Raw genomic sequence first — 18,968 nt, forward strand, 5'->3', positions numbered from 1 at the left:
CACGGCGGGCCGCACGGTCGGCGCCATCGCCGACCGGACTATTCGTGCCCGGTCTCCGGGCGCGCGCTCACGTCGTCGAGCGCGGCGGCGATGGCCCGCGGCAACTCCAGCGTCTCGGCCGCGAGCACCCCGGTGAGCTGCCCGATATCGCGCGCCCCGACGACCATGCTCGCCACCCCGGGGCGATCCCGGATCCAGGCGAGCGCCACCGCGAGCGGCGAGGTGCCGAGCCCGTCGGCCGCGGTCACCAGCGCGTCCACCACCCGGTTGGCGCGCTCGTCGAGCCGATCCCTGATCTCCTCCGCCGTCGCCTCGTCCGCCCCGCGCGAATCGGCGGGCACCCCGTCCCGGTACTTGCCGGTCAGGATGCCGCCCGCCAGCGGCGTCGCCGCGATCAACCCGGTCCCGTGATGCCGCGCGGCGGGCAGCAGATCCTCCTCCGCACCGCGCGCGAGCAGCGAGTACGGGTGCTGCGCGGCCACCACCGGGGTCAGCGCGGCCAGCGACGCCAGCTGCCAGGCACTGAACCCGCGCACCCCCACATACCTGGCCTTCCCGGCGCGCACCGCGTGCTCGAGCGTGCCCGCGACCTCGTCGAGCGGGGTGTAGGGGTCCCACTCGCCGACACTCCACAGATCCAGGTGGTCGGTGCCGAGCTCGCGCAGTGTCCGGTCCAGTTGCGCCAGCAGCCCGCGCCGGGAGGCGTCGACGGCCGGGCGCACCGGCTCCGGCACCGCGGGCCCGGCCTCGGCGACGGTCACCGGGACCACCCCGGAGCAGCCGCTGAGCACCAGGTCGTCACGGTTGACGAGATCGCCGAGCAGCTCGGCCAGCACCCGCTGCGCGCCACCGGCCGTATAGGCGGGGGAGATGTCGACCAGGGTGCCGCCCGCGTCCAGGAACGCCGTCATCTGCACCGCCGCCTCGTCGCTGCCGGTACGGTCGCCCCAGGTGTGGGTGGCCAGGCCCATCCGCGACACCCGCAGCCCGCTACGGCCGACCGTCCGCTGTTCCATTACCGCGTCCACGCTCTCGTCACGGCGCCAAGCCTAAAGCGTCACCACCGCGGGAGCGCCGAGCCGACACCGCGCCGTCCCACACAGTGCCGTACCCACCCCCGCGCGGGGGGCCGCGGGCGGCCTGTACTGTCGCTGCGTGATCACGGCGGGCCGACGAGCCCAATTGTCGGTTCGGAACGGAAATTTCGGACAGCGGCGACGGTCGGGCGCGGCCGCCGCCCGCCGCGAGCGGGACGGCGCGAACCCGCGGCCCACTAGGCTGACCCCATGACGGTCATCCTGCTGCGCCACGGCGTGTCCACCTCGAACACCGCGCGCACGCTCGCCGGACGCAGCACCGGCGTCGAACTCACCGACCGCGGCGCCGAACAGGCCGCCGCGATCGCCGACCGGCTCGGCGGGCTCCCGATCAAGCACATCGCGCACTCCCCGCTGCTGCGCTGCCAGCGCACCGTCGGCCCGCTCGCCGAACGCCTCGGCCTCGAACCCGAGTACGACGACCGGCTGCTCGAGGTCGACTACGGCGACTGGACCGGCCGCCCGCTGAGCGAACTGCTCGAGGAACCGCTGTGGTCGGTGGTCCAGCGGCACGCCTCCGGCGCCGTCTTCCCCAACGGGGAGGGCCTGGCCGACGTACAGCGCCGCGCGGTGACCGCGATCCGCGACATCGACCGCCGCCTCGCCGATGGCAACGACGGCGCCGACGTGCTCTGGGTCGCCTGCACACACGGCGACGTCATCAAGTCGGTGCTGGCCGACGCGCTCGGCATCCACCTCGACGGCTTCCAGCGGATCGTGGTCGAGCCCGCCTCGATCAGCGTCGTCCGCTACTCCCCGCACGCCCCCTACGTGTGGCGGCTCAACGACACCGGCGCCGACCTGTCCGCGCTGGCCGCCGCGGCGCCGTCCGGGACCGCGAAATCCGGCGCGAAAGCGCACGGCCCGGTCCCCGGTGGCGAGGTGGCGCCGGAGCCGGTCGCGGATAATGGGAATGCGGAGCGCCGCGATCCGTTGTAGAGACGTCACACGGGGCACCCGGCTCGCCCCGGCGTCTGGAAAACGCCACGCCGGGGTAAGTCGATGAGGGTCAGGGTTCGAGGAGGGTGCAGATGGCACGAGCAATCCACGTATTTCGCACCCCCGATCGCTTCGTCGCCGGAACCGTCGGCGAACCGGGTGATCGCGCGTTCTATCTCCAGGCCGTGCAGGATCCGCGGGTCGTCAGCGTGCTGCTGGAGAAGCAGCAGGTGAAGGTGCTGGCCGATCGCATGGGGCTGCTGCTGGACGAGGTCGCGCGCCGGTTCGGCGCCGAGGTGCCGCCGCAGGCCGAAGCCGTCGGGGACACCGACCCGCTGGTCACCCCGGTGGACGCCGAGTTCCGGGTCGGGACCATGGGGCTCGGCTGGGACGCCGACGCAGGCGCGGTGGTGGTCGAGCTGCTCGCCATCACCGAGACCGAGGTCGACGAATCGGTCGTGCTCGACGACACCGAGGAGGGCCCCGACGCGGTACGGGTGTTCCTCACCCCGATCCAGGCCCGCGAATTCGCGCTGCGCTCCACCAAGGTGATCGCCGCCGGCCGCCAGCCCTGCCCGCTCTGCGGCGAACCGCTCACCCCCGGCGGGCACATGTGCGTGCGCACCAACGGCTACAAGCGCGGCGACATCTTCGGCACCACCGACCTGGAAGAGGAGTGACCCGTGCCCGGCGGCGCTGACCCGCTGTTCCGGGAGGGCGAGCTGGCGGTGCTCGGCCGGATCAGCACCGCCAGCAACCTCACCCTGGTCTGCGACATCGCCACCGCCGACCCGGACACCCCGCTGCGCGTGGTCTACAAACCGGTCCGCGGCGAACAACCGCTCTGGGACTTCCCCGACGGCACTCTCGCCGGCCGCGAAGTCGCCACCTACCGGATCGCCGAGACGCTCGGCTGGCGCACCGTCCCCGAGACCATCCTGCGCGACGGCCCCTTCGGGCCGGGCATGGTGCAGCGCTGGATCGACACCGTCGACCACGCCGACACCCTCGACCTGGTCGACCTCACCCCCGCCGGAGTCGTCCCCGACGGCTTCCGCGAAGTCCTGCGCGCCGTCGACCCCGCGGGCACCGAGGTGTCGCTGGTGCACTCCGACGACGCCAGGCTGCGCCGCCTCGCCGTGCTCGACGTCATCGTCAACAACGCCGACCGCAAGGGCGGCCATGCCCTCGACGGCGCCGACGGCACCGTCTACGGTGTCGACCACGGCATCTGCCTGCACGCCGAGAACAAGCTCCGCACCGTCCTCTGGGGGTGGGCCGGCGAGCCCGTCCCCGAGGAGTTGCTGCCCGACATCACCGGCCTCGTCAAGGAGCTCAGCGGCGACCTCGCCGACGAGCTCGCCGCGCACCTCACCGACACCGAGATCACCGCGCTCGCCGACCGTGCCCGCCGGTTGCTCGACGCCCCCGCCATGCCGCTGCCCGACACCGCGCGCCCCATTCCCTGGCCCGCGTTCTGACCCCGGCGCCGCACCCCGCCCCGCGCGGGTGACCGGCGAATCACCCGGAAGCCAACTGTTGACTTCGCCCTCCGGCGGCCCCGCCGCAGGTCGGCAACGCCCACCCGGGTGCGGGAAGTGTGCCCGGAACCGGGGTGCGGCACCGCGACCCCGCCCACACCTCTACCCTCGAATCATGCAGTCCTGGTCCGATACCCCCATCCCCGCCCTCCCCGGAACAGGGCCGCCGCTGCGGTTGTTCGACACCGCCGACCGCGCCGTGCGCCCGGTGACCCCCGGCCGCACCGCCACCCTCTACGTCTGCGGCATCACCCCCTACGACGCCACCCACCTCGGCCACGCCGCGACCTACCTGACCTTCGACCTGGTCAACCGGCTCTGGCGCGACGCGGGCCACGACGTGCACTACGTGCAGAACATCACCGACGTCGACGACCCGCTCTTCGAACGCGCCGCCCGCGACGGCATCGACTGGCGCGACCTCGGCGCCCGCGAGGTCGAACTCTTCCGCCAGGACATGGCCGCCCTGCGCGTGCTGCCCCCGCGCGACTACATCGGCGCCGTCGAATCCGTCGACGAGGTGATCGAACTCGTCGGCAAACTGCTCGCCTCCGGCGCCGCCTACACCGTCGAGGACGCCGAATACCCCGACATCTACTTCCGCGCCGACGCCACCGAACAGTTCGGCTACGAATCCGGCTACGACCGCGCCACCATGGAACAGCTCTTCGCCGAACGCGGCGGCGACCCCGAACGCCCCGGCAAACACGACCCCATCGACCCGCTGCTCTGGCGCGCCGCCCGCACCGGCGAACCCTCCTGGGACGCCCCCTTCGGGCCTGGACGGCCAGGCTGGCACATCGAGTGTACGGCGATCGCCCTGAACCGGCTCGGCCCCGAGTTCGACGTCCAGGGCGGCGGATCCGACCTGATCTACCCGCACCACGAATACTCCGTCGCACACGGCGAAGCCCTCGGCGCAGGCCGCCGCTTCGCCCGCCACTACGTGCACACCGGCCTCATCGGCCTCGACGGCGAGAAGATGTCCAAATCGCGAGGCAACCTCGTCTTCGTCTCCACCCAGCGCCGCGCGGGCACCGACCCCGCCGCCCTGCGCCTCGGCCTCTTCGCCGGCCACTACCGGCAGGACCGCATGTGGACCGACGAGGTCCTCACAACCGCCGAACAGCGCCTCGCCCGCTGGCGCGAAGCCACCGCCCTGGACGCGGGCCCGGCCGCCGACGACACCGTCGCCCGCCTGCGCCAGCACCTCGCCGACGACCTCGACACCCCCAAGGCGCTCGCCGCCGTCGACGAATGGGCCCGCCAGGCGCTCGCCTACGGCGGCGCCGACCGCACCGCCCCCGCCACCATCCGCGCCGCCGTCGACGCCCTGCTCGGCATCGCGCTCCACCCCGCCGGGTAGCGGCCGAGCCACACCCGCGTCCAGCAGGCTGACCCGAACCGACACGAAACCGGACAACCGACCGGGATGTCCACGCGGTTCGCCGATTCCACCCCTTTCACCTGCCGGGAACGGCGTGACCCATGAGGTACTGTTCGGCCTCACTCCGTCCCTGCGAGCAGATCGGCGACCCCATGTCCCGCGTGGTCACCAAGGATCAGTACTTCGACATCGCCATCGAGGTGCTGGCCGAACTCGGCTTCAAGGGCCTCAACATCGGCGTCCTCTGCCGCCGCCTCGGCGTCACCTCCGGCTCCTTCTACCACCACTTCGGCAGCTGGCAGGGCTTCGTCGACCTGCTCCTGGAAACCTGGGAACAACGCCAGGTCCTCGTCCTGCGCGCCCGCAACTTCGGCCGCAACACCCCCGACGACGACATCCGCGCCCTCTCCGACCTCGCCTGCGGCCTCAACCACCGCGCCGAAGCCGCCATCCGCGCCTGGGGCGCCAACGACGAATCCGTCGCCGTCGCCCTCAAACGCGTCGACGAATCCCGCCGCCGCACCGTGCACCGCGCCATCGACGGCATCGTCCACCACCCCGACACCGCGGCCGTGCTCACCGCACTCGGCATGGCCACCCTCATCGGCTACCAGCAGATCGCCCCCGGCGAACAAGAACCAAGCCTCGACCGGCTACTCACCGAATTCGCCAGGCTCATCTACTCGCACCGCCGCTCACCCCAGTAACTCGTCCACATAGCACCACCGCCACGCCTCACCCGGCTCCACACTCCGCATCACCGGATGCCCATCCGCCGCGAAATGCTTCGACGCGTGATTGCCGACCGACGAATCACAGCACGCCACATTCCCGCAGGTCAGACACATCCGCAGGTGCACCCAGGTCAGCCCCTCCGCGACACACGCCGCGCAGCCGACCACCGAATCCGGCACCCGCACCAGCGGCGCCTCCCGCAGATGCGCGCAGCTCTCCGCCCGAACCGGCGCCGTCAACGGCTCCGGCTCCGCCACCTCCGCCTCGTCGAACCGGTCGATGATCGACTCCTCCAGATCCAGCCGCGCCATCACCGCCTGCAGGATCTCGTAATCCAGCGCGCCGTCGTCCCGCGCCCGCAGCACCGTCTGTCGCTCCGCACCCAGCATCGCCAGCCGCAACCGCCGATACTCCGCCGTCGGCGTCGCCAGCTCCGACTCCGCCCGCCCCAGCCGCTCCCACGCCGCGTTCGTCCGGAACGTCAACCGCTCCCGCAACGCCCGCACCACCTCCTCCGGCGTCTCCGGCGTCACCCGCCGATCCAGCTCCGCCGACCCGGCCGCCGCCGCCTGCTGCAACAGATTCGCCTTCTGCAGCGCGTCCTCCGCCCGGCTCGGCCCCCGCAACCGCAACACCCGCACCAGCACCGCCAGCGTCGACCCCTGCACCAGCAGCGTCGCCCCCACCACCAGCAACGCCAGCAGCTTCAACACCGCCAGCTGCGGCGTGTCGTCCGGCAGCAACAGCACCGCCGCCACCGTCACCACCCCGCGCATCCCCGCCCACGACACCACCAGCCCCTCCCGCAGCGACTCCTCACCCCGCCCGCGCGCCCGGTTCAACCACGCCCACGGCAACACGAACAGCGGCCGCGCCAGCATCGCCGCCACCGGCACCGCGACCACCGCCGCCAGCAGCGTGCGGTTGTCCAGCCCCGAGGCCAGCGCGTCCTCCACGATGTGGCGCACCTGCAACCCGATCACCAGGAACACCGAGCTCTCCAGAATGAACTGCACCGTCCGCCAGTTCGTCCGCTCCGCGATCCGCGACGCCGCGCTCTGCCAGCGCGGCGCACCGTGCCCGAGGATCATCCCGCACACCACCACCGCGATCACCCCCGAGGCATGCACCTCCTCCGCGGGCAGGTACGCCGCGAACGGCGCCAGGAACGACAGCGTCGTATCGAGCACCGGATCGGTGATCCGCCGCCGCAACGTCGCCAGCACCGCCGCCACCAGCACCCCCACCAGCGCACCGCCACCGGCCGCCAGCACGAAATCCCCGCCCGCCTGCCACACCGACACCGAACCCGCCGACGCCGCGATCGCCGTCCGCAACGCCACCAGCGCCGTCGCGTCGTTGAACAGCGACTCGTCCTCCAGGATCGTCACCACCCGCCGCGGCATCCCGATCTTGCGCGCCACCGCCGTGGCGGCCACGGCATCCGGTGGGGCGACCACCGCACCCAGCGCCACCGCGACCGCGAACGGGACCGGAAGCAGCAGCCAGACCACCGCGGCCACCACGAACGTGGAGAACAGCACCAGGACCACCGACAGCAGCGCGATCGTCGTCGCGTTCTTGCGGAAATCCAGGAGGGAGGTGCGGATCGCCGCCGTGTACAGCAGCGGGGGGAGCACGCCGAGCAGGACGATCTCCGGGTCCAGATCCACCTGCGGGACGAACGGCAGGTACGACGCCGCAACCCCCGCCACCGTGAGGACCAGAGGCTCCGACAGACCCGCCCTGCGCGCCAGGGCGGCGAGGGCTACCGCTGCCGCTACCAGGATCACCAAGCCGACAGCCACATGCATCGTCGCATTGTGTCACCCCGGCGGGGTGGGTGTAGTTCGCCGGGGCTCCGCCCCGGCACCCCCGCCCTCCGGGGGAGGAGCAAACGCTCCGCCCGCCGGGGGGAATCGCTCCTCCGTCGCCGAGCACCCGGACACGGCACCAGGGGAGGGGTCAGCCGGGGATGGCGGCTTCTTCGGGCTGCTCGGCGACTTCCGGGGCGCCGGGGGCGGGGGCCACGGTGACCCAGGTGCCGTTCACGGCGGAATTGCCGGTGAACGAATCCGTCGCCTTGGGATCGTGCAGCAGGTTGACGTTCGCGCCGGGCAGCCCGGCCGCGACCGTCCACCCGACCCCCGGCTCCCGATGCCCCCACCCGTGCGGAATCGCCACCGTCCCACGCCGGATCTCGTCACTCGCCTCCACCGGAACCACGATCGCCCCGATCCGCGACGACACCACAGCCGGATCACCATCGGCCAACCCGCGCTCCACCGCGTCATCGGGATGCATGAGCACCGTGCACCGCGGCTTCCCCTTCACCATCGACGGCAGATTGTGCAACCACGAATTGTTGCTCCGCAGATGCCGCCGCCCGATCAACCGCAGATCGAACCCGTCCGCGGGCGCCGTCACCGCCGCACCCCGCCCCGCCTCCGCGACCAACTCCCGCGCACCATCCAGCAGCAGCTCCGGCGCCAGATGCACCTTCCGATCCTTCGTCGCGATCAGATCCCGCAACCGCGGCAGCAACGGCCCCAGATCGATCCCGCCCGCCGTCTTCCGCAACTTCGACACCGTCACCCCGCCGGGCCCCTTGCGCAGCACCCCGTACGGCCCGACCGCGATCCCCGCCGACGCCAGCCGCAACGGACTCAGCCGATCCAGCACCGCCGTCAGCGCGCGCCCGGTCACCCGCCGCACCGGCAGCGGCAGAATCTCCACCGCCAGCCGCGCCATGATCTCCCAATCCTCCAGCCCACCCACCGGCGGCTCGAACACCCGCGGATTGAACCGCAGACTGTTCCGCACACTGAACACCGACAGCACGATGTCCATGTCCTCGCGCTCCAGCGGCGAGATCGGCGGCAGGATCAGATCCGCGTGCCGCGTCGTCTCCGTGATGTACATATCCACCGCGACGTAGAAATCCAGCCCCGCCAGCGCCTCGTCCAACCGCCCACCCTGCGGCGTCGACAGCACCGGATTCCCGGCATAGGTCACCATCGCCCGGATCTGCCCCGGCCCCTCGTCCAACATCTCGTCCGCCAGCACCGCCACCGGCAACTCCGCCCGGAACGACTTGAACCGCCCCGACCGATCCGTCCACTTCCCGTACCCCGCCAGCGGAACCCGGCGCGCCATCCGCGCCGCGTCCACCGCGGGCGTCGCGAACATCTGCCCACCCGCCCGATCCAGATTCCCGGTCACCGCGTTGATCACATTGATCAGCCAGTGCGTCAGCGTGCCCGTCACCTGATGGCACACCCCGATCCGCCCGTACATCACCGCCGACGGCGCCGCCGCGTGCTCCCGCGCCAACCGCCGGATCACCTCCGCCTCCACCCCCGCCAGGGGAGCGGCCCACTCCGGCGTCGCCTCGGCCACCAACGCCCGCAACTCGTCGAAACCCGTGGTCCGCGACCGCACCGCCGCCCCGTCCACCAACCCCTCGGCCACCAGCACGTGCAACATCCCCAGCAGCAGGTACGCGTCCCCACCCGGCGCCACCGCCACGTGCTCGTCCGCCAGCTTCACCGTCTCCGTGCGCCGCGGATCGATCACCACCACCGTGCCGCCCCGCTTACGGACCGCCTTGATCCGATCCCGCGCGCCCGGCATCGTCGTGATCGACCCGTTCGACACCGCCGGATTCGCACCGAGGATCACCAGCCGATGCGTCCGATCGATATCGGCCACCGGCATCAGCACATTCGACCCGAACATCTGCCACGCCGCGAACTCCTGCGGGAACTGATCGATCGACGACGCCGTGAAGAAATTGTTCGTCCCCAGCGCCGCCCGCAGCATCCCGCCATAGATCACCGACGAACTGTGCGCCGCCGGATTCCCCAGGTACATGCCGACCGCGTGCGCGCCGTGCTCCGCCCGCACCTTCCGCAGCCTGCGCCCCACCTCGGCGATCGCCTCGTCCCAGCCGATCGGCACGAACTCCGTGCCGACCTTCTTCATCGGCGTCCGCAGCCGATCCGGATCGTGGTGCAGCCCGCCCATGGCCGTCGCCTTCGGGCAGATATAGCCCTTCGACAGGACATCGTCGGGATTGCCCTCGATCCGGGTCACCTGCAAATCCTCGACGGTCACCAGGATTCCGCAATGGGCCTCGCACAGCGTGCACTGCCGGGCAACGGTGGTCGCGTTCATCAAGCTTCAACACCTTCTGCCGGAACTTTTCGACCAGGTTACCCGCGTCACACACCACGCATAGAGAGGAATACGGTCAGGGCCGCACGAACATCCCCAACCCCTCCTGCTCGTAGTACGACAGGATCAGCCGATTCCCCTCGAACCGCGCCACCGACACCGACCCCGGATTCGCCCCCTCACCCTGCGGCGAGAACACGAACTTGTCCCCGTCCCAGTGCCGCATCGGCATCCGCACCGCCGCGGGCCCCATCGTCAACACCAGCGCACCGTTGTCCACCGACACCACCGCCGGCCCGAAATAAGCGTTGTCATAGGTGCCCGCGTACTCCTGCAGCGGCCCCGCCGGCTTCGCGTTCGACGGCGGCTCCTTGCCCGCCAGATCCCCGGACGGCGCGTTCAACTGCTCGAACGCCCCCGCGAACAGCTCCCGCCAGTCCTCCCGCACCTCCCCGAACTGCACCAGATCCGCGAACTCCGCGTTCAGCGTCTCCGGAATACCGATCGGCGCCGCGTTCGTCAGCGTCACGATCCCCACATCCGCCGACGGGATCAGCGTGAACGCCGTCCCCGCACCCCGGTTGAACGCCCCCGAATGCCCCAGCGTCACCCGCCCGGCAGGCGAGGTCCCCACATTGAAACCGAACCCGTAGAACCCCGCCCGCGAATCCGGCGACGCCGGGGGAGCCGACATCGCCTGCGGCGACACCGCGGGCAGCAGCGCGCCCGGCGGCACGATCTCCTTGCCCTCGAAGGTCCCGTCCGCCAGCATCATCGTCATCCAGCGCGCCATGTCGTCCACCGACGAGCTCACCCCGCCCGCGGGCGCCTGCGGATCCGGCTGCCGCGGCGGATCGGCGGGCTTGTACGCACCGTCCACCAGCACGTGCCCGACCGCGCGATCCGGGCGGCTCACGAAGTCGCTGTACCGCGAACTCGTCGACGCCATCCCGAGCGGTTCGTAGATCTCCCGCTGCGACAGCTCCTCCCACGAGGTGCCCGCCGCCTCGGCCACCGCCACCGCGGCCGCCGTCAGCCCGTAGTTGGTGTAGGCGTAGGAATCGCGGAACGCGTCCAGCGGCAGCTGCCGCAGCCGCTCCAGCACCTGCCCGCGGTCGTACCCCAGATCCTCCAGCAGGTCGCCCGCGTGATCCGGCAGCCCCGATCGGTGCGAGTACAGATCCCCGATCGTCACGTTCTCCGTCACGTACGGATCGTTCAGCGCGAACCCCGGCGACAGCCGCTTCACCGGCGTATCCCACGCCACCCGGCCCGCCGCCACCTCGCGCGCCACCACCGTCGAGCCCAGCGGCTTCGACACCGACGCCAGCTGGAACACCGTCCTCGCGTCCACCGGCTGCCCCGTCGCCACATCCCGCACCCCGAACCCCTTGCTGTACACGACCTTGCCGCCGTGCACCACCGCGATCGCCATGCCAGGGATCTTCGACGAGGCCAGCAGCTCCTCGGCGATCCGATCCAGCTGGCCGACCGCGCGATCGACCTGCCCGTCCGGGATGGCGACACCGGCCACCTGCCCCGGCGACTCCTGCGCCGTGCCGCTCGGCGGGGCCGAGCTCGAGGACGCCGTCCCTCCGCCCGAGTCCTCCTGCGCGCAGGACCCGACGACGAGTACCGCCGCCACCGCCAGCCCGATCACCACTCGGCTCCGATCCCGCACGGCCACCACCTCCTTGGTGTGATGCACAGCACAATGCGATGAGCCTAGCGCCCAGCAATTGACCGGCAACAGGTTTTGCCACGTTCCCGCGTGGCGCGGGCAAAACGTCACTGTGACGCAAGAGGGGTGATGCGCAGCGTCACTGTGACGCATCGGAGGAGGGCGGTTGGTCACAGTGCTAGCCGGTCGCCATCGCGACATCGGGGCACTGACAGCCGACAGAGAAGGGGAGAGCGACTCGCAGAGCAGGCAACTCGGCACGTTGAGCAGCTGCACAGCGAACGCCATTCCAGCGCTCGAACGCCATGTCGTAAAAACGCCGATAATCTACATTATGTCAACTAACCGCGCTCTCCCCGGTGAACCGCACGTGAACCAAGATCGATAACGTGGACGCGTGCTCGGACATTCTCACGCGACCAGCGGTGCGCTCGGCTGGTCGGCGGCCGCGGCCGCCCTCCCGGTGTCGGTATTGACGTACCCCGCGATCGACGTCGTCGGCGACCACCACCTCGGAACCGTCGACCTGCTGCTCGGCGTCTTCCTCACCGCGGGCGCCGCACTGCTGCCCGACATGGACCACCCCGACGGCACCATCGCCAACACCCTCGGCCCGGTCTCCGAGCTCTTCTGCAAGATCGTGTCCTGGATCGCGGGCGGCCACCGCAAAGCCACGCACTCGTTCCTCTTCGTCGCCCTCGCCGGCGTCGGCACCTGGGCGGGCATGACCTACCTCGGCAGGCCCTTCACCCTCGGCCTGGTCTTCGTGCTGCTCGCCCTCGCGGTCCGCGCCCTGCACCTCTGCCCGCCCGGCAAGGGCATCCGCGCCTGGGGCACGGTCCTGGCGCTCGCCCTCGGCGGCACCTTCGCCATGACGCACTGGATCTCCGACGCTCCCCCGTGGCTGCCGTTCTGCGTCGCGCTCGGCTGCCTGGTGCACATCCTCGGCGACTGCCTCACCGACCGCGGGTGTCCCCTGCTCTGGCCGTACAAGAAGCGGCTCGGGATCGAGATCATCAGCCGGACCGGCAACAAGGTCGAGACCTGGGTGCTCGCACCGCTCTTCATGGCAGGAACCCTCGCGCTGCTGTGGTACACGATCACCCAACTTCCCTGAGCCCTCTCTTGTCCTTGCGGGTTGTTTTTTCGAGGTGATGAGTGGCTAATCTGTTTGATGCGCATATCCGCATACATGCAATATTTATACCGTAACCATCTGGTGCACACCTGTACACTCAACCCCATGTACGAGGACCAGCGACGCGCGGAAATCCGCGCCCTCGCCCGCCTCGCCGGCGACGAACTCGGCGGCGCTGTCGCGGGCATCGCCACTGTTCACCGGGCTATCGCCGACCGCGTCTTCACGGCGGTGCGCTGGGGCGTCGGCCCGGCCGCCGCCCCCGTTCAAATCGCCCACGATGCCATCGCCGACGGCGTCTACACGATCGTCGGCACCGTCGCCGAGACAGCGGGCCGGGTCGCCGAGCGCACCGCCGACCTGCCCAACAGCGAGCCACCCTCGCGCACGGTCTTCGGCGCGGGGGTCCTGGGTGTGCTGTCCGGGCTGATCGGCGACCGGCTGGCCGAGCAGAATCCGGTCCTGACGAGCCCCATGTCCTTCCGCGTCGACGGGCAGCCGGTGGCCCCGGAGGAACTCGGCTCGCCGCACGACACCCTCATCGTCTTCGTGCACGGCCTGGTCGAGACCGAGCACGCCTGGCGCCGCGGCGGCATCCCCAGCTACGCCGAGCGGCTGGCCGAGGAGCTGCCCTGCGCGACGGCGGAGGTGCGGTTCAACAGCGGCCTGCACATCTCGGAGAACGCGCGCGAACTCGCCGATCTGCTGGAGCGGACGCAGCGCGCCTGGCCGGTGCCGCTGCGCCGGATCGCGCTGGTCGGGCACTCGATGGGCGGGCTGGTGGCCCGCGCGGCCTGCCATCTCGCGGCCGCGGCGGGTGCCGAGTGGGCGACGCTGGTCCGGCAGATCGTCTGCCTGGGTTCGCCGCACCTGGGCGCGCCGCTGGAGCAGTTCGTGCACGTGGTGTCGGCGGGGCTGGTGAAGCTGCCGGAGACCAGACCCTTCGGGCAGTTGCTGCGCAGGCGCAGCGCGGGGATCCGTGACCTGCGGCAGGGCTCGCTGGTGGACGAGGACTGGACCGATCTCGATATCGACGCGCTGACCCGTCGGGTGCAGCAGGAGGTACCGCTGCTGCCGGGGGTAGAGCACTACTTCGTGACGGCGTCGATCATCCGCAACCCGAAGAACCCGCTCGGCCGGATCGTCGGCGACGGCCTGGTCCTCACGCCGAGCGGCTCCGGGCGCGGCCGTGCCCGCCGGATCGCGTTCGAGCCGGAGAACGGGCTGCACCTGCCGGGCGCCAATCACTTCACGCTGCTCAACGAGGAGGCGGTACACGAGGCGCTGCGCCGCTGGCTCGCCGCTCCCCTCCCCCGGCCCTGAAACGCCGAACCGCCCGCGAGCCGGGGCTCGCGGGCGGTTCGATCGGCCGATGTCAGGCGTCGGCGACCTGGGCCTGCCACATCCAGTGCAGCTGCTCCAGCCGCCCGGCGATCCCGATGATGAGATCCTGGGTGACCGGGTCGGCCTTCTCGGTGGCGTCGATGCGCTCGCGGAGGCCGCGGATGACGGCGGTCAGGTTGGTGACGACGCCGTTGATGACGTCGGTGTCCTTCTGCCAGCCGTCCGGGAAGCCCTCCGTCACGCTGTCGCGGGCGACCGTGGTGGCGCGGCCGTCCGGGCTGACACCGATGGCGGTGGCGCGCTCCGCGGCGGCGTCGGTGAACTCGCGGGCGGCGACCACCAGCTCGTCGAGCGCGAGGTGCACCGATCGGAAGTTCCGGCCCACGACGTTCCAGTGCGCCTGCTTGGCGATCAGGGACAGGTCGATGAGGTCGACGACGGTGGCGCGCAGGGCCTCACCGGCGATGCGCTGCTGCTCGGCCTCGAGGGTGCTGGTGATGGGTTGCGACATTGCTGTACCTCTCTCTCGTCGTCGGTCCCGATATCCATTCGGTGAACTACCCGGGATCGACCCGTTCACGCAGCCGAACTGCGTGAACGTCGTCTCAGTCCTCCGGCCAGGTTCCGGTGACGGCCTGGAATCCGGTGGCTCCGGCCCGGTCGATGGCGGTTTTCACCAAGCCGAAGACGGCGCCCTGGATGGCCGCGGCGAGCAGAACTTCGCGCCAGCCGTAGTCCTCGGAGGTGGCGTGCGGTGCTTCGTCCTCGCCGCTGACGGCCTGCCAGATCTTGCCGAAGACGACGTTGGCCAGCAGGCCGCCGAGGACGCTGACGGCGAGGCCGAGCGGTTTGTACGCGAGCTTCATCGCCTGCCTCGCTTCCGCAGGACCTGCCAGAGCACGACGCCGCTGACGACGCCGATGGCGACCGGCACCGGGTTGGCGCGGATCAGGTCCGCAGCCTGACGTCCGCCGCGGGCGACCGGCTCGGGGGTGGCCTCGGCGACCTTGGCCGTGGCGGCCGCGGTGCTCTCCTTGGCCTTGGCAGCCACGTCCTGCGTGCGCTCCTTGGCGACGGCGGCGGTCTCGGCGACGCGCTCCGTGGCCAGCTGGGCGCTGTCGGCGACCTTGTCCTTGGCGCCGACGGCGGCGGCCGCGGCGTTCTCCTTGGCCTCCTGTACCTTCTCCGAGGTGCGGGCGGGGACGTCGAGTTTGTGGGTCAGCTCCTCGACGGCCTGGCCGAGCTCCTCGCGGGCACGGTCACGGTCCGCGGCGACGAGTTCCTTCTCGGTCTCCGGGCTGAGTTCGGGGTCCGGGCTCACTGCCTCCGGCTCCTTTCCTTGATGGTGGCCACGTCCTCCTGCACGCCGTGGACGGCGGCCTCGGGAAGCGGCGGGGTTGCGCTCTGGACGTTCTTCTTGCCCGCGAGGGCGAGGATGCCCGCGACGACGAGCAGCACGACACCGACGATCAGCGCGGCAGCCCAGGCGGGCAGCGGCTCGGCCAGGCCGATGATGGCGGCGGCGACGAGCGCGCCGACGCCGTAGAGCGCGAGGACGGTGCCCGCCCCCGCGAGCCCGGCGCCCTTGCCGACCCGTCTGCCCTTCTCCTGCATCTCCAGGGTGGCGAGCCGGATCTCGTCGCGGACGAGGCGGCTGAGCTGTTCACTCGCGGTGCCGACGAGTTCGGAGACCGAGCGGGCGTCGGCGGGCCCGTTCCGGTCGTGTGCGGCGTGCGTCATGGTGCGCATCCCTCCTCCGGTCGGGGGGCGGGTACCCGGGGCTCCGTGGGGCAAACGCCGGGCTCGGGGCGCCGGAATCGGGGTGAGCGCAACGGTGTTCGGGGGTGGTGGCGAGCCCTTACCGTCGGGTTATCGCGAGACCGGCAGGAGCGTACCGATGGGTGATGTCTGGCAGACCGAGACGGATGTTCTCGTGATCGGTGGTGGCCCGGCCGCGGCGTGGGCAGCGTTGCACGCGCGGGCGGCCGGGGCCGAGGTGGTGCTGGTGGACAAGGGGTACTGCGGGACCAGCGGGGCAACGGCGCCCTCCGGTACCGGGGTCTGGTACGTGGCGCCGGAGGCCGAGGCGCGGGCGAAGGCGAAGGCGAGCCGGGAGGCGCTGGGTGGTCATCTGGCCGATCACCGGTGGATGGACCGGGTGCTCGAGCAGACGTACGCGAACATGGAGCGGCTGGCGACGGAGGGCCGCTATCCGTTCCCGGTGGATCCGGTGACGGGTGCGCAGCTGCGCACGGGGGTGCAGGGGCCGGAGTACATGCGGCGGATGCGGGCCTGGGTGCGCCGGGCCGGGGTCCGAATTCTGGATCACTCCCCCGCGCTGGAATTGCTCGTCGACGCGGACAGCGTGGTTCGCGGTGCGGCGGGTTTTCAGCGGCAGCTGGGCCGGGATTATCGAATTGCGGCGGGTGCGGTGGTGCTGGCGTCGGGCGGGTGTGCGTTCCTGTCGGGTGCGCTCGGCACGAATGTGAACACCGGGGACGGTGCGTTGATGGCGGCGGAGGTGGGTGCGCGGTTCTCCGGGATGGAATTCTCGAATGCGTACGCGATCGTGGCGAAAGGGTCGACGATCACGAAGACGGCCTATTACGGCTACGCCACGTTCTTCCACGAGGACGGGTCGGTGCTGGAGGGTGCGGGGTCGCAGCAGGGGCGTTCGGTGATCGCGCGGGCGCTGCGGTCGGAGCGGGTTTTCGCGCAGCTGGATCGGGCGGACGCGGCGGTGCAGGAGCGGATGCGGCTGGGTCAGCCGAATTTCTTCCTGCAGTTCGATCGGCGCGGGATCGATCCGTTCCGTGATCGGTTCGAGGTGGACATGCTGGCGGAGGGGACCGTGCGCGGCACCGGCGGGATCGATGTGCTCGACGACGAGTGCGCGACGTCGGTGCCCGGTCTGTTCGCGGCGGGTGACGCGGCGACGCGGGAGCGGATCTGCGGGGGTTTCACCGGTGGCGGCAGCCACAATTCGGCGTGGGCGATGAGTTCGGGGTCGTGGGCGGGTGCGGGGGCGGCGCGGTTCGCGCTGCGCGGGCGTCCGGACGCGGCGGGGTTGCGCGGGACGGGGCGGACGGGGTTGCGGCCGTCGGGTGGTGCGGCGGTGGATTCGGCGGTGGTGCTGGAAGCGGCGCGGGCGGAGCTGATTCCGTTCGAGAAGAACTATCTGCGCCACGGTGATCGGGTGCGGCCCGCGCTGGCCGCGCTGGACGGGATCTGGGAGTCGGCGGTGGCCGGGCTCGGCGGCGACAGCGCGGGTGACGGCCGGGTGCGGGCGCGGCAGGCGGCGGCGATCACGGCGGTGGGGCGGTTGATGTACGCGTCGACGTTGGCGCGCACCGAGACTCGCGGGATGAGCAAGCGGGCGGATCATCCGGAGCTGGATCCGGCGCAGCGGCATCACGTGCTCTCCGGCGGGGTGGACGCGGTGTGGACCGGGACCGCGGTGGCGTCGTGATCGAGCTGGTGCTCGCCGAGGCGTGCATCGGCTGTGACAAGTGCGTGGACGCGTGCCCGACGAATGTGTTCGATCGGACGGAGTCCGGTATTCCGGTGATCGCGCGGCAGCGGGATTGCCAGACCTGTTTCATGTGTGAGGCGTACTGCCCGGCGGATGCGCTGTTCGTGCACCCGGATTCGGCGCCGCGGCCGGTGGGGGCGGCGGTGCCGGCCGAGGAGATCGGGCGGTATCGGGAGCGGCTGGGCTGGGGTCGCGGGCGTACGCCGGGCAGCCGGGTGGCGGTGGGGCCGGAGTTGCCGCGCGGCGGGCCGCCGCCGCGGCTGCCATAAAGGGTTCGCCGAATTCCGGCGTGTACTCCCCTGGCGCTACAGTGTGTTTCTGTCGCGTTTTCGGTGCACTGGAAGAGGGAGAGCTTCATGGCACGCAAAGTCGTTGTCACGGTTGTGGACGATTACGACGGCATTTCGGCCGCCGATGAAATGGTGGCTTTCGCGGTGGACGGCGTGTCCTACGAGATCGACCTCTCCGCGGAGAATGCGCGTTCGCTGCGGAAATTCCTGGAGCAGTGGACGCCGTACGCGCGCCGGACCGGGAAGGCGGCGCGCAGCAAGAACGCCGGGGGCGGGCGTTCGTCGGCGAGCCGGGAGGATGTGGCGGCGATCCGGGCGTGGGCGAAGGAGAACGGGCACGAGATCTCCAGCCGGGGCCGGATCCCGTCGGAGATCGTGGCGGCGTACCGGGAGGCGCAGCCCTCCTGAGCCGCCTCAGTCCTTACCCGGCTGGACGCGTTCGTGGCCGGTCAGCAGCAGGTGGTCGAAGACGGTGAGGATGTCCGGCCGGGGCGGCGGCACCCGGGGCAGGTCGGCGATGAGCTGGGCGGCGATGGCGCGCAGTTTGGTGTTGGTCTCCTGGGAGCGCCAGGAGAGCACCTTGAAGGCCTGTTCGGGGCTGATTCCGTACATCCGCATGAGGACGCCCTTGGCCTGTTCGATGACGGCGCGGGATTCGACGATCTCGGGGACGACCTCGCTGACGGCGGCCTGGCCGGCGGCGTCGATGGTGTCGGTGAGGTCGATGTAGCAGCCGCTGGTGCCGACGGGTTCGCCGTCGGCGTCGAGGATGCGGTTGGCGACGACGAGCACGGTGTGCTCGCAGTCGTTGGTGTCGATGATGCGGTGCCTGCCGGAGAAGGGTTCGCGGTCGGTGAGGGCGCGTTCGATCAGCTGGGCGACCAGGTCGCGGTCGTCGGGGTGGTTGTGCGCGAGGACCAGCTCGGTGCTCGGTTCGACGGCGCCGGGTTCGTACCCGTGCAGCCGGTACACCTCGGGGGACCATTCCCACCTGCGGTCGGCGAACCACAGCGTGAAGCCGCCTGCCACCTGGGGGTCGACCGACTCGGGCAGATCGGCGAGCGGGTCTTCCCGGCACTCGGGCACAGCGGACTCGGACACCTAGGAA

At 71.1% G+C, this 18,968-nt stretch carries 19 protein-coding genes; 10 read left to right on the forward strand and 9 right to left on the reverse strand.

All coding sequences use genetic code 11. The annotated features are described in order from the left end of the window. Positions 1–38: 38 nt before the first annotated feature. On the reverse strand, positions 39–1,016 hold the full coding sequence (locus ACFUJ1_RS00430; RefSeq protein WP_378640894.1) for an aldo/keto reductase: 978 nt from the start codon (positions 1,014–1,016) through the stop codon (positions 39–41). 270 nt (positions 1,017–1,286) lie between these two features. Here ACFUJ1_RS00430 and ACFUJ1_RS00435 point away from each other — a divergent pair, with 270 nt between their 5' ends. The 5 genes from ACFUJ1_RS00435 to ACFUJ1_RS00455 all read left to right on the forward strand — a co-directional run bounded on the left by ACFUJ1_RS00435 (position 1,287) and on the right by ACFUJ1_RS00455 (position 5,671). Further along, positions 1,287–2,036 carry a histidine phosphatase family protein gene (locus ACFUJ1_RS00435; protein WP_378640896.1) on the forward strand — a complete coding sequence of 250 codons (750 nt, stop codon included), beginning with the start codon at positions 1,287–1,289 and terminating at the stop codon, positions 2,034–2,036. A gap of 92 nt (positions 2,037–2,128) precedes the next feature. Further along, the gene (locus tag ACFUJ1_RS00440) at positions 2,129–2,716 is read left to right on the forward strand and encodes a DUF3090 domain-containing protein (protein WP_233018133.1); all 588 of its coding nucleotides are present in this window, start codon (positions 2,129–2,131) and stop codon (positions 2,714–2,716) included. Between the two features lie 3 nt (positions 2,717–2,719). After that, entirely contained in the window at positions 2,720–3,517 is a 798-nt protein-coding gene (locus ACFUJ1_RS00445) for an SCO1664 family protein (RefSeq protein WP_378640898.1), read from the forward strand. Between the two features lie 175 nt (positions 3,518–3,692). After that, on the forward strand, positions 3,693–4,943 hold the full coding sequence (mshC, locus tag ACFUJ1_RS00450) for a cysteine--1-D-myo-inosityl 2-amino-2-deoxy-alpha-D-glucopyranoside ligase (RefSeq protein ID WP_378640900.1): 1,251 nt from the start codon (positions 3,693–3,695) through the stop codon (positions 4,941–4,943). 173 nt (positions 4,944–5,116) lie between these two features. Next, complete coding sequence (locus tag ACFUJ1_RS00455) at positions 5,117–5,671, forward strand: TetR/AcrR family transcriptional regulator (protein WP_378640902.1); 555 nt, start codon at positions 5,117–5,119, stop codon at positions 5,669–5,671. On the opposite strand, the gene ACFUJ1_RS00460 is transcribed toward ACFUJ1_RS00455, so the two are convergent. The 3 genes from ACFUJ1_RS00460 to ACFUJ1_RS00470 all read right to left on the reverse strand — a co-directional run bounded on the left by ACFUJ1_RS00460 (position 5,660) and on the right by ACFUJ1_RS00470 (position 11,583). Then, a complete protein-coding gene (locus tag ACFUJ1_RS00460; protein ID WP_378640904.1) occupies positions 5,660–7,513 on the reverse strand; it encodes a Na+/H+ antiporter in 1,854 nt (617 codons plus the stop codon). The two genes, ACFUJ1_RS00455 and ACFUJ1_RS00460, sit on opposite strands and share 12 nt — an antisense overlap. A gap of 151 nt (positions 7,514–7,664) precedes the next feature. Continuing rightward, positions 7,665–9,875 carry a molybdopterin oxidoreductase family protein gene (locus ACFUJ1_RS00465; RefSeq protein ID WP_378640905.1) on the reverse strand — a complete coding sequence of 737 codons (2,211 nt, stop codon included), beginning with the start codon at positions 9,873–9,875 and terminating at the stop codon, positions 7,665–7,667. 76 nt (positions 9,876–9,951) lie between these two features. Further along, positions 9,952–11,583 (reverse strand): serine hydrolase, encoded by a 1,632-nt coding sequence (locus tag ACFUJ1_RS00470; RefSeq protein ID WP_378640907.1) that lies wholly within the window; start codon positions 11,581–11,583, stop codon positions 9,952–9,954. Between the two features lie 370 nt (positions 11,584–11,953). Here ACFUJ1_RS00470 and ACFUJ1_RS00475 point away from each other — a divergent pair, with 370 nt between their 5' ends. Together ACFUJ1_RS00475 and ACFUJ1_RS00480 are read left to right on the forward strand one after the other, a co-directional pair. Further along, a complete protein-coding gene (locus ACFUJ1_RS00475; RefSeq protein WP_378640909.1) occupies positions 11,954–12,673 on the forward strand; it encodes a metal-dependent hydrolase in 720 nt (239 codons plus the stop codon). 126 nt (positions 12,674–12,799) lie between these two features. Next, complete coding sequence (locus ACFUJ1_RS00480; RefSeq protein WP_378640911.1) at positions 12,800–14,017, forward strand: lipase family alpha/beta hydrolase; 1,218 nt, start codon at positions 12,800–12,802, stop codon at positions 14,015–14,017. A 52-nt stretch (positions 14,018–14,069) separates the two neighbouring features. Here the strand turns inward: ACFUJ1_RS00480 and ACFUJ1_RS00485 are convergent, their stop codons facing one another. The 4 genes from ACFUJ1_RS00485 to ACFUJ1_RS00500 form a co-directional block, all read right to left on the reverse strand. Next, a complete protein-coding gene (locus tag ACFUJ1_RS00485; protein ID WP_378640913.1) occupies positions 14,070–14,549 on the reverse strand; it encodes a Dps family protein in 480 nt (159 codons plus the stop codon). Positions 14,550–14,643: 94 nt separating this feature from the next. Next, on the reverse strand, positions 14,644–14,904 hold the full coding sequence (locus ACFUJ1_RS00490; protein WP_378640914.1) for a DUF4235 domain-containing protein: 261 nt from the start codon (positions 14,902–14,904) through the stop codon (positions 14,644–14,646). Continuing rightward, on the reverse strand, positions 14,901–15,359 hold the full coding sequence (locus ACFUJ1_RS00495) for a DUF3618 domain-containing protein (protein WP_378640916.1): 459 nt from the start codon (positions 15,357–15,359) through the stop codon (positions 14,901–14,903). The genes ACFUJ1_RS00490 and ACFUJ1_RS00495 overlap by 4 nt, the downstream gene beginning before the upstream one ends. Then, complete coding sequence (locus ACFUJ1_RS00500; protein ID WP_378640918.1) at positions 15,356–15,778, reverse strand: phage holin family protein; 423 nt, start codon at positions 15,776–15,778, stop codon at positions 15,356–15,358. Before ACFUJ1_RS00500 ends, ACFUJ1_RS00495 begins: the two co-directional genes overlap by 4 nt. A 157-nt stretch (positions 15,779–15,935) precedes the next feature. Between ACFUJ1_RS00500 and ACFUJ1_RS00505 the strand changes: the two genes are divergently transcribed. The 3 genes from ACFUJ1_RS00505 to ACFUJ1_RS00515 all read left to right on the forward strand — a co-directional run bounded on the left by ACFUJ1_RS00505 (position 15,936) and on the right by ACFUJ1_RS00515 (position 18,268). After that, on the forward strand, positions 15,936–17,507 hold the full coding sequence (locus ACFUJ1_RS00505; RefSeq protein WP_378641885.1) for an FAD-dependent oxidoreductase: 1,572 nt from the start codon (positions 15,936–15,938) through the stop codon (positions 17,505–17,507). After that, positions 17,504–17,839: a 4Fe-4S dicluster domain-containing protein gene (locus tag ACFUJ1_RS00510; RefSeq protein ID WP_378640920.1), complete on the forward strand. Its 336-nt coding sequence runs from the start codon at positions 17,504–17,506 to the stop codon at positions 17,837–17,839. The genes ACFUJ1_RS00505 and ACFUJ1_RS00510 overlap by 4 nt, the downstream gene beginning before the upstream one ends. A gap of 87 nt (positions 17,840–17,926) precedes the next feature. Further along, entirely contained in the window at positions 17,927–18,268 is a 342-nt protein-coding gene (locus tag ACFUJ1_RS00515) for an Lsr2 family protein (protein WP_378640922.1), read from the forward strand. A gap of 6 nt (positions 18,269–18,274) precedes the next feature. On the opposite strand, the gene ACFUJ1_RS00520 is transcribed toward ACFUJ1_RS00515, so the two are convergent. Then, complete coding sequence (locus ACFUJ1_RS00520) at positions 18,275–18,961, reverse strand: PAS and ANTAR domain-containing protein (RefSeq protein ID WP_378640924.1); 687 nt, start codon at positions 18,959–18,961, stop codon at positions 18,275–18,277. Positions 18,962–18,968: the final 7 nt, after the last annotated feature.

The organism is Nocardia sp. NPDC057227, assembly GCF_042669725.1.
In the GTDB taxonomy this organism is placed as follows: domain Bacteria; phylum Actinomycetota; class Actinomycetes; order Mycobacteriales; family Mycobacteriaceae; genus Nocardia; species Nocardia asteroides_A.

Excerpts from the sequence above, each read along its gene's own strand:
- mshC (WP_378640900.1), top strand. The coding sequence starts at position 3,693 with ATGCAGTCCTGGTCCGATACCCCCATCCCCGCCCTCCCCGGAACAGGG.
- ACFUJ1_RS00490 (WP_378640914.1), bottom strand. The coding sequence starts at position 14,904 with ATGAAGCTCGCGTACAAACCGCTCGGCCTCGCCGTCAGCGTCCTCGGC.
- ACFUJ1_RS00455 (WP_378640902.1), top strand. The coding sequence starts at position 5,117 with ATGTCCCGCGTGGTCACCAAGGATCAGTACTTCGACATCGCCATCGAG.
- ACFUJ1_RS00465 (WP_378640905.1), bottom strand. The coding sequence starts at position 9,875 with ATGAACGCGACCACCGTTGCCCGGCAGTGCACGCTGTGCGAGGCCCAT.
- ACFUJ1_RS00460 (WP_378640904.1), bottom strand. The coding sequence starts at position 7,513 with ATGCATGTGGCTGTCGGCTTGGTGATCCTGGTAGCGGCAGCGGTAGCC.
- ACFUJ1_RS00500 (WP_378640918.1), bottom strand. The coding sequence starts at position 15,778 with ATGACGCACGCCGCACACGACCGGAACGGGCCCGCCGACGCCCGCTCG.
- ACFUJ1_RS00435 (WP_378640896.1), top strand. The coding sequence starts at position 1,287 with ATGACGGTCATCCTGCTGCGCCACGGCGTGTCCACCTCGAACACCGCG.
- ACFUJ1_RS00485 (WP_378640913.1), bottom strand. The coding sequence starts at position 14,549 with ATGTCGCAACCCATCACCAGCACCCTCGAGGCCGAGCAGCAGCGCATC.
- ACFUJ1_RS00505 (WP_378641885.1), top strand. The coding sequence starts at position 15,936 with ATGGGTGATGTCTGGCAGACCGAGACGGATGTTCTCGTGATCGGTGGT.
- ACFUJ1_RS00480 (WP_378640911.1), top strand. The coding sequence starts at position 12,800 with ATGTACGAGGACCAGCGACGCGCGGAAATCCGCGCCCTCGCCCGCCTC.
- ACFUJ1_RS00515 (WP_378640922.1), top strand. The coding sequence starts at position 17,927 with ATGGCACGCAAAGTCGTTGTCACGGTTGTGGACGATTACGACGGCATT.
- ACFUJ1_RS00430 (WP_378640894.1), bottom strand. The coding sequence starts at position 1,016 with ATGGAACAGCGGACGGTCGGCCGTAGCGGGCTGCGGGTGTCGCGGATG.
- ACFUJ1_RS00440 (WP_233018133.1), top strand. The coding sequence starts at position 2,129 with ATGGCACGAGCAATCCACGTATTTCGCACCCCCGATCGCTTCGTCGCC.